The organism is Saccharibacillus kuerlensis DSM 22868 (genome assembly GCF_000378145.1).
Taxonomy (GTDB): domain Bacteria; phylum Bacillota; class Bacilli; order Paenibacillales; family Paenibacillaceae; genus Saccharibacillus; species Saccharibacillus kuerlensis.
The window spans coordinates 198934-212983 of the sequence record NZ_KB899277.1 but is presented as its reverse complement, the minus strand read 5'-3'; the positions used below and the strand labels follow the sequence as shown (position 1 = coordinate 212983).

Annotated in this window: 9 protein-coding genes; 5 read left to right on the top strand and 4 right to left on the bottom strand. The window is 51.2% G+C overall.

What is annotated here, in order from left to right:
• Positions 1 to 17: 17 nt before the first annotated feature.
• On the top strand, positions 18 to 2201 hold the full coding sequence (locus tag F456_RS0100945; RefSeq protein WP_018975123.1) for a molybdopterin oxidoreductase family protein: 2184 nt from the start codon (positions 18 to 20) through the stop codon (positions 2199 to 2201).
• 113 nt (positions 2202 to 2314) lie between these two features.
• Here the strand turns inward: F456_RS0100945 and F456_RS0100940 are convergent, their stop codons facing one another.
• Both F456_RS0100940 and F456_RS0100935 read right to left on the bottom strand, forming a co-directional pair.
• Positions 2315 to 2743 (bottom strand): threonine/serine exporter family protein, encoded by a 429-nt coding sequence (locus F456_RS0100940; protein WP_018975122.1) that lies wholly within the window; start codon positions 2741 to 2743, stop codon positions 2315 to 2317.
• 41 nt (positions 2744 to 2784) lie between these two features.
• On the bottom strand, positions 2785 to 3540 hold the full coding sequence (locus F456_RS0100935) for a threonine/serine exporter family protein (RefSeq protein WP_018975121.1): 756 nt from the start codon (positions 3538 to 3540) through the stop codon (positions 2785 to 2787).
• 432 nt (positions 3541 to 3972) lie between these two features.
• Here F456_RS0100935 and F456_RS0100930 point away from each other — a divergent pair, with 432 nt between their 5' ends.
• The 3 genes from F456_RS0100930 (at position 3973) to helD (ending at position 8103) form a co-directional block, all read left to right on the top strand.
• Positions 3973 to 5043, top strand: a complete 1071-nt coding sequence (locus F456_RS0100930) for an FUSC family protein (RefSeq protein ID WP_018975120.1) — start codon at positions 3973 to 3975, stop codon at positions 5041 to 5043.
• 115 nt (positions 5044 to 5158) lie between these two features.
• Entirely contained in the window at positions 5159 to 5488 is a 330-nt protein-coding gene (locus tag F456_RS0100925) for a four-helix bundle copper-binding protein (RefSeq protein WP_018975119.1), read from the top strand.
• Between the two features lie 254 nt (positions 5489 to 5742).
• Complete coding sequence (gene helD, locus F456_RS0100920; protein ID WP_018975118.1) at positions 5743 to 8103, top strand: RNA polymerase recycling motor HelD; 2361 nt, start codon at positions 5743 to 5745, stop codon at positions 8101 to 8103.
• A gap of 231 nt (positions 8104 to 8334) precedes the next feature.
• On the opposite strand, the gene F456_RS0100915 is transcribed toward helD, so the two are convergent.
• Together F456_RS0100915 and F456_RS0100910 are read right to left on the bottom strand one after the other, a co-directional pair.
• Positions 8335 to 10383 (bottom strand): methyl-accepting chemotaxis protein, encoded by a 2049-nt coding sequence (locus tag F456_RS0100915; RefSeq protein WP_018975117.1) that lies wholly within the window; start codon positions 10381 to 10383, stop codon positions 8335 to 8337.
• Between the two features lie 91 nt (positions 10384 to 10474).
• Positions 10475 to 11377 (bottom strand): helix-turn-helix transcriptional regulator, encoded by a 903-nt coding sequence (locus F456_RS0100910; RefSeq protein WP_018975116.1) that lies wholly within the window; start codon positions 11375 to 11377, stop codon positions 10475 to 10477.
• A gap of 261 nt (positions 11378 to 11638) precedes the next feature.
• Between F456_RS0100910 and yicI the strand changes: the two genes are divergently transcribed.
• Complete coding sequence (gene yicI / locus F456_RS0100905) at positions 11639 to 13954, top strand: alpha-xylosidase (protein ID WP_018975115.1); 2316 nt, start codon at positions 11639 to 11641, stop codon at positions 13952 to 13954.
• Positions 13955 to 14050 lie beyond the last annotated feature (96 nt).

The window sequence follows — 14050 nt, the reverse complement described above, 5'->3', positions numbered from 1 at the left end:
ACGAAGGAGGAACAAATATGTCCAGCAGCTTACTTGGCAGACCGTCCGGAATTAGTGAACCTTTCGGAGGGCGGACGCAGTGTCCTTTTTGCAGCGTACAGTGCAAGATTCGATTGAGCGAGGAAGGAGTGCCGGGAGAAAAGGTAACAATTCGCGCGCAGGGGGACGACAATGCGGCTTCTGAAGGCCGCCTCTGCGTGAAAGGACAGAACGCGCACCAGCATGCGTTAAGCAGAGAAAGACTGCTGCATCCGCTGATTCGCCGAGACGGACAGCTTATTCGGGCAAGTTGGGAGGAAGCGATGCAGGCAGTGACTGATCTTTTTAAGTCGACTGCACAGCGTTATGGTCCCGATGCAGCAGGGGTGTACGGAGGAGGATCGTTATCTAATGAGTCGGCTTATTTGCTCGGTAAGTTCGCTCGCTTGGCTCTGGGAACCCGATATATCGATTATAACGGCCGTTTCTGTATGTCCGCTGCGGCCTCTGCCGGAAGTAAGACATTCGGTGTCGACCGCGGTTTGACTTTCCGGCTGTCGGATATTCCGCAGGCAGAGTGCATTATATTGGCAGGCACGAACTTAGCAGACTGTCAGCCAACCCTTATGCCTTACTTCAACCGTGCCAGGGAAAACGGTGCATCGATTATTGTGATCGATCCCCGGGCTACGGCAACGGCTGCTGCTTCCGATCTCCATCTTCCGATCCGTCCGGGAACGGATGCAGCGCTCGCTGCAGGTATGCTGAAAGTGTTAATTGAAGAAGGGCTGATCGACGAAAAATTCATCAATGAAAGAACGCGAGGGTTCGAAGAGATCAGGGAACGCGCTCTCGGACAAATGCCGCTGTCACAGACCGCCGAATTTTGCGGAGTTCGCGAAGATCTGATTCGGCGTGCGGCTATCATGTACGGCCGTGCTCATACCGGAATGATTATGACGGCAAGAGGGGTCGAACAGCAGACGGACGGACATCTTGCGGTACGAGAATTCCTGAATTTGGTTCTGGCCACCGGCAAGATCGGACGCGAAGGATGCGGGTACGGGGCGATTACCGGGCAGGGCAACGGACAAGGAGGTCGTGAACATGGTCAGAAAGCCGACCAACTGCCGGGCTACCGTTCCATTACGGATCAAGCCGACCGTGCTTATGTCGCTTCTGTCTGGGGAGTGGAACCGGAGAGGATACCGGGAGCAGGAGTCTCGGCTTACGAAATGATGGAACTTATTCATCGTAGAGAGATTCGGACGTTGTTTGTTATGGGATCGAATCCGGTCGTATCCAATCCGAATGTCTCTATGGTCGAAGAAGGGCTGAGGAAGCTCGACGGATTGATTGTTGCAGATATGTTCTTGTCCGAGACAGCGGAAATGGCCGATATCGTACTGCCGGTAACTTCATATATGGAAAACGCAGGGACACTGACAAATCTGGAAGGCAGAGTACTGCTGCGGGAAGCGGCGCGTCCGTCGGTAGGCGAATCCCGTCATGACTGGGCAATTTTATGCGAAGTGGCAGAAAGGTTGGGACGCGGATCAGAGTTTCCTTTCCAGTCCGTTGAAGAGATCTTCGATGAGCTTCGATTGGCCAGCAGGGGAGGCCGTGCCGACTATTACGGCATTACGTACGAACGGCTGCGCAGGGAAGAAGGGGTCTATTGGCCCTGCGGCGAAGACAGAGACGGCGGAAGCGGCCTGATGTTCGAACAGTCTTTCGCCCATGCGGATGGACTGGCGGTATTCTCTGCTCCTCCGCTGGTTGAAACAAGCGACAAAGCGATTTCTGCAGCTTACCCGCTAATTCTGACAAATGGACGGGTACTTGCCCATTACTTGACGGGTGTACAGACGCATCGGAGTCCTACGCTCGAAGCCCGAGAGGTCGCAACCTTTCTCGAGATCCATCCGTCTGCCGCAAAGCGTATACGAGCGAGAGACGGAGAATGGGTGCAGATCGACTCGGAAGCCGGTTCTTTTTATGCACGCTGCCGGATTACGGAAAAAATTAGGGAGGATACAGTATTCGCTCCCATGCACTGGGGCGGCCAACAGAACGTTAATCAGGCGACGCTGCCCGGGTTGGATCCGATTTGCAAAATGCCTGGCTTCAAAACGACTCCGGTCCGCGTGAGTTCTTACAGGGGGACGCCAAAAAAAGAAGCTCTTCCGCGCTTAGAGGCCGGTTCGGTATTTCCTGTGTAGGCCGAGCGAAATGGGCAGGCCAAATAAAGCGCCGCTGTCATGCAGTTATTCTGCAGGACAGCGGCGCTTTGTGCGTTTCTGAGCGATTGAAGAAATGATTTTGGTGAGATTATTCAGACCGCTGCAGTCGGACGCCGCATCATCTGGTTCAATACTTCAGACAGTACAAGGCCGGCGGCAATAGCGCCCGCGATCATCAACGTTTGCGCGCCGGTATGCAGCGCTTCGTCATAGCGGTTTTCGACAAACAGCCGCATCGCGTTGTAAGCCATTCCGCCGGGAACGAGCGGAATAACGCCCGCTACGCTGAAGATGATGACCGGAGTCCGGTAAAACTTCGCGCACAGCTGACACAAGATGCCGACAAGCAGCGAAGCGGCCAGAGTCGCTGGCGCTTCGCCGATCTCCTCGCGAATAGAGACATACAGCACCCAGCCCAGCATACCGACGAGACCGCATTGCAGCAGCGACTTTTTCGGCGCGTTGAAGAGGATGACAAATGCAGCTGCAGCGAAGAAGCTGGTTAGAAAGTGAGCCCACATAGACGTTGTCCTCCTCGGTGTAGGTTATTGAGCAAATGAAATTAAGGGAAAAAGAGCAGTGCAACGGCGATGCCCGCTCCGATCGCAAAAGCGGTCAGGCAGGCATCGGCGCCTTTGGAAATGCCGGACACAAGATGGCCGGCCATCAGATCGCGGATCGCGTTCGTAATGAGCAGCCCGGGTACGAGAGGCATAACCGAACCGACCGCGATCCGGTCGAACTCCCGTCCCAAGCCGGCCCAAATAAACAGAAGGCCAAGCAGGCCGACCAGCAGCGCAGCCGAGAATTCGGCGAAGAATTTGACCTGTACAATCCGGTGCAGGTAGACCGAGGCAGCGAAGCCGGCGCCTCCGGCTGCAAAAGCGGCCGGAAAGTCGCTCCAAATGCCGCCGAACATAATAAGGAAGCAGGCACTTGTCAGAGCCGCTGCCAGAACCTGAGTAGGCAATTTATAATGAAACGCAGTCGTTTCGGCTTCGATCAGCAGCGCTTTAGCTTCGTGTGCTGACAGCTCGCCGCTCACAATCCGTCGGGAAATCGCATTGACAACGGCAATCTTGTCTAAATCGGTTGTACGTTCTTCAATCCGGATCAGCTTGGCCGGCTGCTCACCGCTGGTCGAGAAGATCAGGGCGGTCGGCGTGACATAGCTGTGGCTCTCCGTCAGACCGAAGGCGGCAGCGATCCGTCCCATTGTATCCTCGACCCGATAAGTCTCGGCGCCGCTTTGCAGCATGATTTTCCCGGCCAACAAGCACACCTCGATCGTTTCATAAATGGAAGTTTTCTGCTCCAAAACGCTCGTTCTCCTTCATTTGTTCATTAGTCAGTCAGCTCGTAAAAAGCTTCATTCTTACACGCTGTGAAAGCTGCGGCAACTCATTGTAACACAACTGAAATCTGTTTTTCAGCTTGTCTTAAGCTTTAACGTTTAATCTATTTATACAACCCCCTTTGAAACATATATGAATGGACCGCAGGCGCGAAAAGCGCGGCGGTCTCTTTTTTGTTGTACAGACTTTGCTCAGACCGCTGCAGCGGGTATACTTAAACATCGAGTGTTTAAAATAAAGCTTTGCACGTAGGTCTTTTCTGCTTTCAAGCTGCCGGCCTACCAATGCGCATTGCTTAGTGTCATTCCCGAAACGGTTAATATCGGAGAAAGGCAGGACAGAAGGGAACCCCCGGAGTGCGGATATCCGACTGTCTGAACAAAGGAGGAATCGGCGTGAATTTCGGCGCACGTATGCTGAAAACGGGGATCGCGGTAACCCTGGCTCTATATCTGACTATGCTGCTCAACCTGACGCCGCCCGTCATTGCCGCCATTGCGGCCATTTTTGCCATGCAGCCTACCATCTACAAATCGTGGACGTATTTCTTAGATCAGATGCTGACCAATACGCTTGGTGCAGTGATTGCGGTAAGCTCGGGCCGTCTGCTGTCCAACGAACCGATTGCGGTCGGCTTAACCTGTATCGTTGTCATTATGATTTGTCTCAAAATAAAACGCGCGGATACCATCGGCCTGACGCTTGTTACGGTTATCTCGGTCATGGAAGCATCCGGGCAGTGGGATTTTGCGCTCAACCGCTTCCTGCTTAACGTCGTCGGCATTTTTGCCGCCTTTATCGTTAATGTAGCGGTACTGCCTCCCAATCCGCGTGGACAGTTTCTCGGCCAGATTCAGTCAACGTTCAGCCAGCTGTCACTGCTGATGCGAACTGCGGTGTCCGACGAGATCAAAGAGAGCGTATTTCGGGATCAGCAGAAGGAATTGGACGGCTCGATTCAATCGCTGACGGAAAAATACAGTCTGCTTGAAGAGGATCAACATAAGCGTCAGCGACCTTCGTATACGGAAAGCCGGCATCTCGTTGTCTACAAGCAGATGCTGCATACGCTGCGCAAAGGAAGCGAAGTGGTAGAAGCTGTAGAGGAGCATTATTTCCCGGCTTCTCGAACCCTGATGCTGGATCAACTATTCGACCAGCAGTTGGAGTACATGGTCAAGTATCATGAACATGTGCTGCTGAAATTCGAAGGTAAGCTGAAACCCGACGATCTTCCATGGCAAAATCTTGATGAAGAAAATGAAAAGTTTGCCCGCACGATGCAGGAATATATGCAGCAGCAGGAAGGCAGTACGATGCGGCTCTCGATCGTTACGGCCGAGATTCACGCGTATAGCTATCAGCTTGAACGACTTAATCGCCTGGTGGAACATTATGACAGCGAGCGCGATGGTAAAAAGCCGTGGAGCTACTGGCTGAATCCTAAAAATTGGCACGGCAGATAAAGGGCTGGGCAATCGAAAATTTCAGGAACCTTCCGCAACTTCGTTTATGTCAAAAAGCCAAGGGTAATAATAAAAGATGAATTTATCCCTGTTTAACAAAAAGGAGGAGTTTGCAATGACGAAAGAGCAAATGCGCGAATGTATCGATGAATGCTTGAAATGCATGGAAGTGTGCAACAACTGCTACGATGCCTGTCTGCAGGAAGAAGACGTAGCGATGATGCGCGATTGTATCCGTCTTGACCGGATGTGCGCAGACATGTGCGAATTTGCGGCCAGAGCCATGACGCAAAACAGCCCGTATGCAGCACAAATTTGCGCACTGTGCGCGCAAATCTGCGAAGACTGCGGCAATGAATGCGCCAAGCATGATATGGAGCACTGTCAGCGCTGCGCAGAGCAGTGCAAGCGCTGTGCCGAAGTATGCCGTAAAATGGCCGCGTAAATCGATATCCGAACGTGAAGAAAGGGAAGGAGGACCGGATGTCCGGATCTCCTTCCCTTTCTCTATGGTCGGAATCGCCAGGGGTATAGTAAAATAACTCAAAAAGACCTTACCGCGAAAGATTGATTTCGTGAACTTGCAGGCGTACAATCTAATTCTGTCATCATTTCGAAAAAGGTTATAATTTACATTTAACTAATAAAATATAAGATTATAAAATGAACAATGTGAACAGCGGAGAAGGGGATGGAACTATGGAAATTACGGATCTCGAATGGAAACGGGAGCAGGAGCGTGTTGACGACGTCACAAAGAAGATCAACCGTCGTATCAGCGGACTGGAAGCCCAGGTCGGCGAGATGCGCGGAGATGTCGTAGGGCTCCGCAAAGAGTTTTGGGACGAGGTCACGATGAACTTCGCCGAGCCGGACGATCTGGGCGAAACATCGACCAGTATGCGTCAGCAGTCGCAGGTACTGGCAGAGCGCGAATTTGGCCATAAAAGAGCATTTTCCCAGCTGGGCAAGCTGCGCAGGCTGAAGAACTCGCCGTATTTCGGCCGGATTGACTTTCGCGAGGAGGGAGAGGCTTCGGCCGATCCCATCTATCTCGGCATCGCTTCGCTGCAAGACGACAACGATCAGGATTTCCTGATTTATGACTGGCGTGCTCCAATTTCAAGTCTGTATTACGACGGTTCGCCGGGAAGTGTCTCATACCGTACGCCTGGAGGCAGCGTGGAAGGCGAAATGGAATTGAAGCGACAGTATGTTATTCGCGATGCAAAGATCCGGGTGATGTTCGACACTGGCATGACGATCGGCGACGAGCTGCTGCAGGAAGTGCTCAGCCAGAGCGCTGACGACAAGATGAAGAGCATTGTCTCGACGATTCAGCGCGAGCAGAATGCGATCATCCGCAATGAGCAGAGTCGTCTGCTTGTCGTACAGGGTGCGGCCGGCAGCGGAAAGACCTCGGCCGCGCTGCAGCGTGTCGCGTATCTGCTGTATCGATATCGCGATACACTGAGTGCAGATCAGCTCGTACTGTTCTCGCCGAATTCGTTGTTTAACAGCTATGTCTCCACGGTACTGCCGGAGTTGGGCGAAGAAAATATGCTGCAGACGACATTCCAGGCTTATCTGGAACGCCGAATTGGCCGTGAATTTGAATTGGAAGACGCCTTTGATCAATTGGAATATCTGCTCCAAGGGGATGTGTCGGAAGATGGCGATTACGAAGCGCGGCTGGCCGGTATTCGTTATAAGTCTTCGCTGGATTATCTGGAAGTCATTCGCGCATATCGGGAGCATCTGTCGGAGCGGGATATGATGTTCCGACCGATTCGATTCCAGGGACATGAGATCGTCTCGGCCGCAGACATGCAGCGCAAATTCTACGAGTTCGACCCTTCCATTAAGATTCCAAGCCGGATCGAGCAGATGGGCAAATGGCTGCTAAAGGAAGTCAGCGAATACGGCAAAAGCCAGCGCGATGAGGAATGGGTGGATGATCAGATTCAACTGCTTGATTCCAGCGCGCTGCACAAAGCGTACAATCAGATGCGCCGCAATCAAAAAGGTGCGGCGGATACTTTCGACGACTTCGACCAGCAGCGTGAAGCAGCAGCTCGTATGATTGTGAATGATTGGCTGAAGCCGGTGCGCAAATGGATCAAGCGTCAGCGCTTTGTCGATGTCAAAGGCATGTACCGCCGATTGTATAAGGACGAGACGTTGTTTAGACAGCTGTCCGGCGGCCGTCCTCTTCCGGCGATGTGGCATGAATTTGCACGTCTTACGATCGACCGTATGGCCAAGTCGGAGCTGATGTTCGAAGATGCCACACCACTGCTGCTGCTGCGCGAACTGCTGCAAGGGTTTATCACCAACACGGCAATTCGGCACATGATCGTCGATGAAGTGCAGGACTATACGCCATTCCAACTTGAATTTCTCAAACGCCTCTTTCCGCGTGCTCGCATGACAGCGCTTGGCGATCTTAACCAAGCGATCTATGGTCATGATTCGGCATTGGATGATTACGATCCGCTGCTGAATCTGTACGGTCGCGAAGAAAGCATGGTACTGCGGCTGACTCGCAGCTATCGTTCGACACGGGAGATCACGGAATTCACAAAAGCGATGCTGCTGGAAGGCGAGATGATTGTTCCGTTCACCCGAACCGGGGAGAAGCCGGTGCTGCGCCGATTTGCCAAAGAAGCCCAGGCGGAGATGGAGGAGGCAGTTGCTTCAGATATTGAGAAGCTGCGCGATCAGGGATTGGATTATACGGCGATCATTTGTAAGACGCAGAGCGAATGCAATGAGCTGCACAAGCGCTTGAAGAACCGACTGGATACAAGGTTGATTACCAAAAACACACCGGCGTTCGAGAAAGGGACAGTAATCGTGCCCGCCTACCTGGCCAAAGGCGTCGAGTTTGACGCGGCACTATTGTACAATGCTTCGGCCGAGCGGTATTCGCGCGAATCGGAGCGGAAGCTGTTCTATACAGCATGTACACGTGCCATGCACGTACTGCATTTGTATACACTGGGAGAAGAGAGCCGGTTCATTGGCGATGTGAAGCAGGAATTGTATGACGTAAGATAATCGACGGAGTCTGCGAACTGTATCGTTCTGTATCGTTCAATGCTTCATAATGTATTCCAAATGTATTCCAAAAAAGTGCAGCACTAAAAAAGCTCCTACAGGGAAGCAGGCGTTTGTGAGTTCGCCTGTCTACTTTGTAGGAGCTTTCTTAAAACTAAGGGAACTATTAATTAAGTGACCTCTATTTGATCTTGAACTGCTCGATTCTACTTGATCTTGAACTGCTCGATTTTACTTGATCTTAAACTGCTCAATCAGATGCTGAAGCTCCTGCACCATAGAGCTTAAGGATTGGGCGGAAGAAGAGACTTCTTCCATTGAAGCCTGCTGCTGTTCGCCGGCTGCGGCGACATTATGAGTGGCGTCTGAAGCTTGTCCCGAAATACGGGCGAGATCTTCCATTGTGGCGCTTATTTGTTGAGAACTGGCAGCCATTTGTTCGGAAACTGTGGTAACTTCAAGAATTTGGTTCACAATTTGCCGGATTTCCTTGACGATTTCGGTGAAAGCTTGTCCTGCGTTTTCTACAAGAAGCGTTCCAGAATGGACGGCTTTCGTTCCGTTTTCGACCGATAGTACCGCAGCTTCCGTTTCTCCCTGCATTTCTTCGATAATTTCCCGGACTTTTTGAGCGGAATTATTAGATTTCTCAGCGAGTTTACCGATTTCGGCGGCAACTACCGCAAATCCTTTGCCATGTTCTCCAGCGCGTGCTGCTTCGATTCCCGCGTTTAGAGACAGCAGATTGGTTTGCGTACTGATTCCGCTGATTACATTGATAATATTGCCGATATCGCTCGAACGATTTCTAAGCTGCTCCATATGCGTAGAAGTAACCGATACAGAACGATTGGCTTCATTCATTTCACGAACAGCCTGCTGAATAGTTTTATTCCCTTGCTCCGCCTGCTGCGAGGTCTGCTGCGATGCATCGTGTAAAAGGGATGAGGATTCCGAAATTCGCTGAATGCCGATCGCCAGTTCCTCAAGTGAGGCTGCACTTTCTTGAGTGCCCAGAAGCTGTTTGCTGGCACCGGTCGCTACGTTTTGAATAGTTTCGGCAATATCTTCAGCTGCTGCATTGGTCTGTTCTGCACTTGCTGTCAATTGTTCCGCAGTTGAAGCGACGTGCAGGGAATGTTCGGTAATTGTACCTATCATTTTATTCAACAGATCGCTTGTATGATTTAAATTTTCCGCCATCCTGCCGAATTCGTCCTGCGTTCTTACTGGAATGGAGTATGTGAAATCCCCCTGCGACAGATGTTCAGCCATCGAATTGACACGCTTCGTATGAGCAGTCAAGTTGCGAGCGTACAGCAGGATGACAGTCACGATCAAAGCTATGCCAATGACAAGAAACAGCAGCGCCTGCAGCAGCATAGCGTTTACTTTTTCTTTGAGTTCCTGATCTGGTAAAGCCAGAGCGATAATCCAGCCCGTTTGTTCCAGTTTCGAGAAGTACACATGGACAGGCCCATCGGAAGAAGAATAAGCGGCGCTGCCTGTTCCATCTTGTAGAATTGTGTTTGTCAATGCGGCCAACTCCGGGTCCTGCGCCTCCTGGAGTTTAACTTTCATAATCTTGTCGGTGTCGGGACCTGCCAAATAAGTGCCGTCCTGATCCAGCATAAATGCCCAGCCGCTGTTTCCTACCTGGGTTTCCGAGACAATGTTCTGCACGGTATTCAAATTGATGTCTCCGGTTGCTACACCAACAAATTTCTCCTGATCGTCATACATGGGGACGGATGCGGTAACCATCGTGGATTGGGTCGTTTCATCATAAAAAGGAGCGGTGTACCGAATCTCTTTTTGACCTGCTGCGATCTGATACCAAGCTTGAGCCGGATAATTGTAAGCGGGATCGCTGTAATCATGGGTCACGGTGACTTGATTTTGATTGCGGAATGCATATGAAGAAAAGAACTGCGTATCGCTTCTGTACATATTCGGCTCGAAATAAACACCTACACCAAATGTATCTTTGTTGATATTCAGCGAATCTTGGAGCAGCGCATCATAATCGTCCAGACTCAATTTGCTGTAATGACCCTGAACGGATGCAGCTAACGTTTCCGGCACTCTGCCGTGAGAAACAATCCGGTTCTGAATATTTTGATAGGTATTTCCGAGCTGCTGATTCATGCTGTTCTCCGTCTGTTCGAGCAGCAAATCATGCGATCTTAAAATAACGGCAGCAGTTACACCTATAACGATCACCAACAAAACTGGCATAATAAGAAGCAGTAATTTGGCTCTAATACTTTTTAATCTCACTATACAGCTCCTTTCCCAAATAAATGGTCTTTGCTTTCATATCGACAAGTTTCGACAATTAGTTTAGGGGAAAGCTTATTTTTTTATGGTGTTAGGATTCGGCTGGCATGGATGCTCCTTCAATCAGCCGCTTGCGGTACTGCGAAGGTGTGCATCCTTGATGCTGTTTGAACACCGAGATGAAATAACTTAAGCTGTCGAATCCGACTTCCATGGCAATTTCGACAATCTTGTGACCGCTGGTTTCCAGCAAACGGCAGGCCTGCTGGGTACGGTAGCGGTTAATATAGTCGACAGGGCTTTTATGCGCCATACTTTTGAAAAATCGGCAGAAATGTCCCTCGCTCATGCCGAGCAGTCTCGCAAGATCGCCAAGCTTGATGAGGGAGGCGTAATGCTCGTGAATATAACCCAATACCGTCTTGAGCCGTTCGACCTTTTCGCGGTCGGCACTCGGGACGGCAGGCGCATTTTCACGCATATGTCCCTGCAGCAGTGCGAAAATTTGAAGCAGCCGTGCTTTTGTCATCAGTTCGAATGCCGGAACTGACTGCTCGTTATCAGAAATAACCGCTTCGATCAGCTTTAGAATTTCGCGTTCCCACTCTTCATGTCCGGTGAGATGCGACGGAGGGAGCGTCTTTTTTTGTAGCAGAGGCTCGATAAACTTCTCCTGAAGCGCATCATAGCTGCGGCTCAGCAGAAATTCCGCTCCGAATACGATCGCGGAGAATGCGCAGGGCTCGTCTCCGACCCGATAGCCCGCGTGAAGTTCTCCGCCATGCACGAACATCGCTTCGCCTGCGGACACCTCATAATATTCTGTGCCAATCTGGAATTTGATTTTCCCTCGTGTAACAAGAGTGAACTCCCATTCTTCATGCCAATGGCAGTCCATGATGGTGGTATAGTCGAGGTCTTCCATAACGTAGGAACTAACCGGATACATCGGATTGCCGTGAATACGTTGTTCTTTTAATAGTGCTCGGTCCATAGTAAGCTCCTTTGTCAAAAGCGACGAAGCGCCAATTTGTATGAAATCGTTTCCAAATAGTGGGGCATAAACAAGGACAGGAGGAAATAAACATCAAAATACTGATACTTTGTATCAAAATAACGGAAGAAATTCAGTTAAAAGATCAATATCATTATAAATGAAGAAAGCGCTAAATGTGAAGCGCTTATCAGGTTAAGGCTGCAGAGGTTCGTTTCAAATTCTGCGGCGCTTCCATAACTTCCAAGGAGGCTATTATTAATGAAATTTACCGATGGATATTGGATGACGCGAGAAGGATATCATATGCAAAACCCGGTGGACATCCGCGACGTCGTTCAAAAAGGCGATTCGTTGACTGTATATGCGGCAACGAAAAGAGTTGAAAAGAAAGGCGATACGCTCAACGCGACGCTGCTTAAGTCAACATTCAGCTCCCCGATGCCGAATGTGATCCGCGTCCGCCTGAACCGTCACGCCGGAGGCGTAAAGAAATCTCCTGAATTCGAACTGTACGAGTTCGAGACGAACGTACAGATGACTAATAATGACGAAGAGATCGCACTTCAAAGCGGTGAGCTGCGTGTCAGCATCAAGAAAAATACCGGTTACGCAACCGAGTTCCATTACGGCGATCGCCGCATTACGGGCAGTGCGTTCAAACGCGCCGCTCATATCGAAGCCAAAGCCGAAGGCAAAACGTATTTCCGTGAACAGCTCGATCTGGGCATGGGCGAGTACGTCTATGGTCTGGGCGAGCGCTTCACTCCGTTCGTGAAAAACGGCCAAGTCGTCGATATCTGGAACGAAGACGGCGGTACAAGCAGCGAGCAGGCTTACAAGAACATCCCGTTCTACCTGTCGAACAAAGGTTACGGCGTCTTCGTCAATCATCCGGAGAAAGTCTCGTTTGAGATCGCGTCTGAGAATGTATCGAAAGTGCAGTTTAGCGTAGAAGGCGAAACGTTGGAATACTTCATCATTGGCGGCGAAACGCCAAAAGATGTACTCGATAATTACACCAAACTGACCGGAAAACCGGCACTGCCGCCGGCCTGGACGTTCGGTCTGTGGCTGACGACTTCGTTCACGACGGATTACGACGAAGCGACGGTTAACCATTTTGTCGACGGTATGAGCGAACGCGATCTGCCGCTGTCCGTATTCCACTTTGACTGCTTCTGGATGAAAGAATACCAGTGGACGGACTTCGAGTGGGACAAAGACGTCTTCCCGGACCCAGCGGGTCTGCTGAAGCGACTGAAGGAAAAAGGACTGAAAATCTGCGTATGGATCAACCCGTATATCGCGGAAAAATCCGTCCTGTTTGACGAAGGAATGGAAAACGGTTATCTGCTGAAGCGCGCGGACGGAAGCGTCTGGCAGTGGGACATGTGGCAGGCGGGCATGGGTCTCGTCGATTTCACGAATCCGGCAGCCGTCGAATGGTACAAAGGCAAACTGTCCGAACTCGTCGATCAGGGCGTAGACAGTTTCAAAACGGACTTCGGCGAAAGAATTCCGACGGATGTTGTCTATTATGACGGTTCCGACCCGGTCAAAATGCACAACTATTATACATTCCTATACAACAAAGCGGTATTTGAAGTGCTGGAAGAAAAGCTCGGCAAAAACGAAGCGGCGCTGTTCGCCCGTTCCGCAACGGTCGGCGGTCAGCAGTTCCCGGTTCACTGGGGCGGCGATTGCTCGTCGAACTACGAGTCGATGGCGGAAAGTCTGCGCGGCGGACTGTCGCTCGGCGTATCCGGTTTCAGCTTCTGGTCCCACGATATCTCGGGCTTTGAAATGACGGCTCCGGCCGACGTGTACAAGCGTTGGGTACAATTCGGCCTGCTGTCTTCGCATAGCCGTCTGCACGGCAACGAATCGTACCGGGTACCTTGGTTGTTCGACGAAGAAGCGGTGGACGTGCTGCGCAAGTTTACGAAGCTCAAAAACTCACTCATGCCGTATCTGTTCAACCAGGCGGCGGAATCGGCTGCCCGTGGCATTCCGATGATGCGTCCGATGTTCCTGGAGTTCCCGGAAGATCCGACCTGCGGACCGCTTGATCTGCAGTACATGTTCGGCGATTCGATTCTCGTAGCACCGATCTTCAATGAGCAGGGCGATGTAACTTACTATCTGCCTGCAGGCAGATGGAGTGGTCTGCTGGACGGCCAAGTGAAAGAAGGCGGACGCTGGTACAGCGAGAATTACGACTTCATGAGCCTGCCGGTCTTTGTCAGAGAAGGCACGCTGCTGGCCGTCGGTTCCGACGACAGCAAGCCGGACTACGATTACGCGGACGGCGTCACGCTGCACCTGTTCCATTTGGAAGACGGCAAGACGGCTTCCGCGAACATCGTGGGCATCGATGCGCAGCAGCAGTTGGAAGCTTCGGCCGTACGGAGCGGAAACGAAATCAAGATCAGTGTTTCCGGAAGCACCGAAAATGTCAAAATCGTACTGCGCGGCATCAGTGAAGCCGCGGGTGTGGAAGGCGCTTCGCAGGAAGCGGGCGAACAGGGTCTTGTACTGACGCCTGCCGGGGGCAGTGTGACGGTTACTCTGTAAATAGAACGAATGCCAAGGGTAAGACCGCTTTCCAACGGGAAGCGGTCTTACCCTACTTTCATATCTGCATCGCAAAAATGATAACGCTTTAATTGA

Coding starts and splice junctions, on each gene's coding strand:
- F456_RS0100945 (WP_018975123.1), top strand. CDS start 18: ATGTCCAGCAGCTTACTTGGCAGACCGTCCGGAATTAGTGAACCTTTC.
- F456_RS0100940 (WP_018975122.1), bottom strand. CDS start 2,743: ATGTGGGCTCACTTTCTAACCAGCTTCTTCGCTGCAGCTGCATTTGTC.
- F456_RS0100925 (WP_018975119.1), top strand. CDS start 5,159: ATGACGAAAGAGCAAATGCGCGAATGTATCGATGAATGCTTGAAATGC.
- helD (WP_018975118.1), top strand. CDS start 5,743: ATGGAAATTACGGATCTCGAATGGAAACGGGAGCAGGAGCGTGTTGAC.
- F456_RS0100910 (WP_018975116.1), bottom strand. CDS start 11,377: ATGGACCGAGCACTATTAAAAGAACAACGTATTCACGGCAATCCGATG.
- yicI (WP_018975115.1), top strand. CDS start 11,639: ATGAAATTTACCGATGGATATTGGATGACGCGAGAAGGATATCATATG.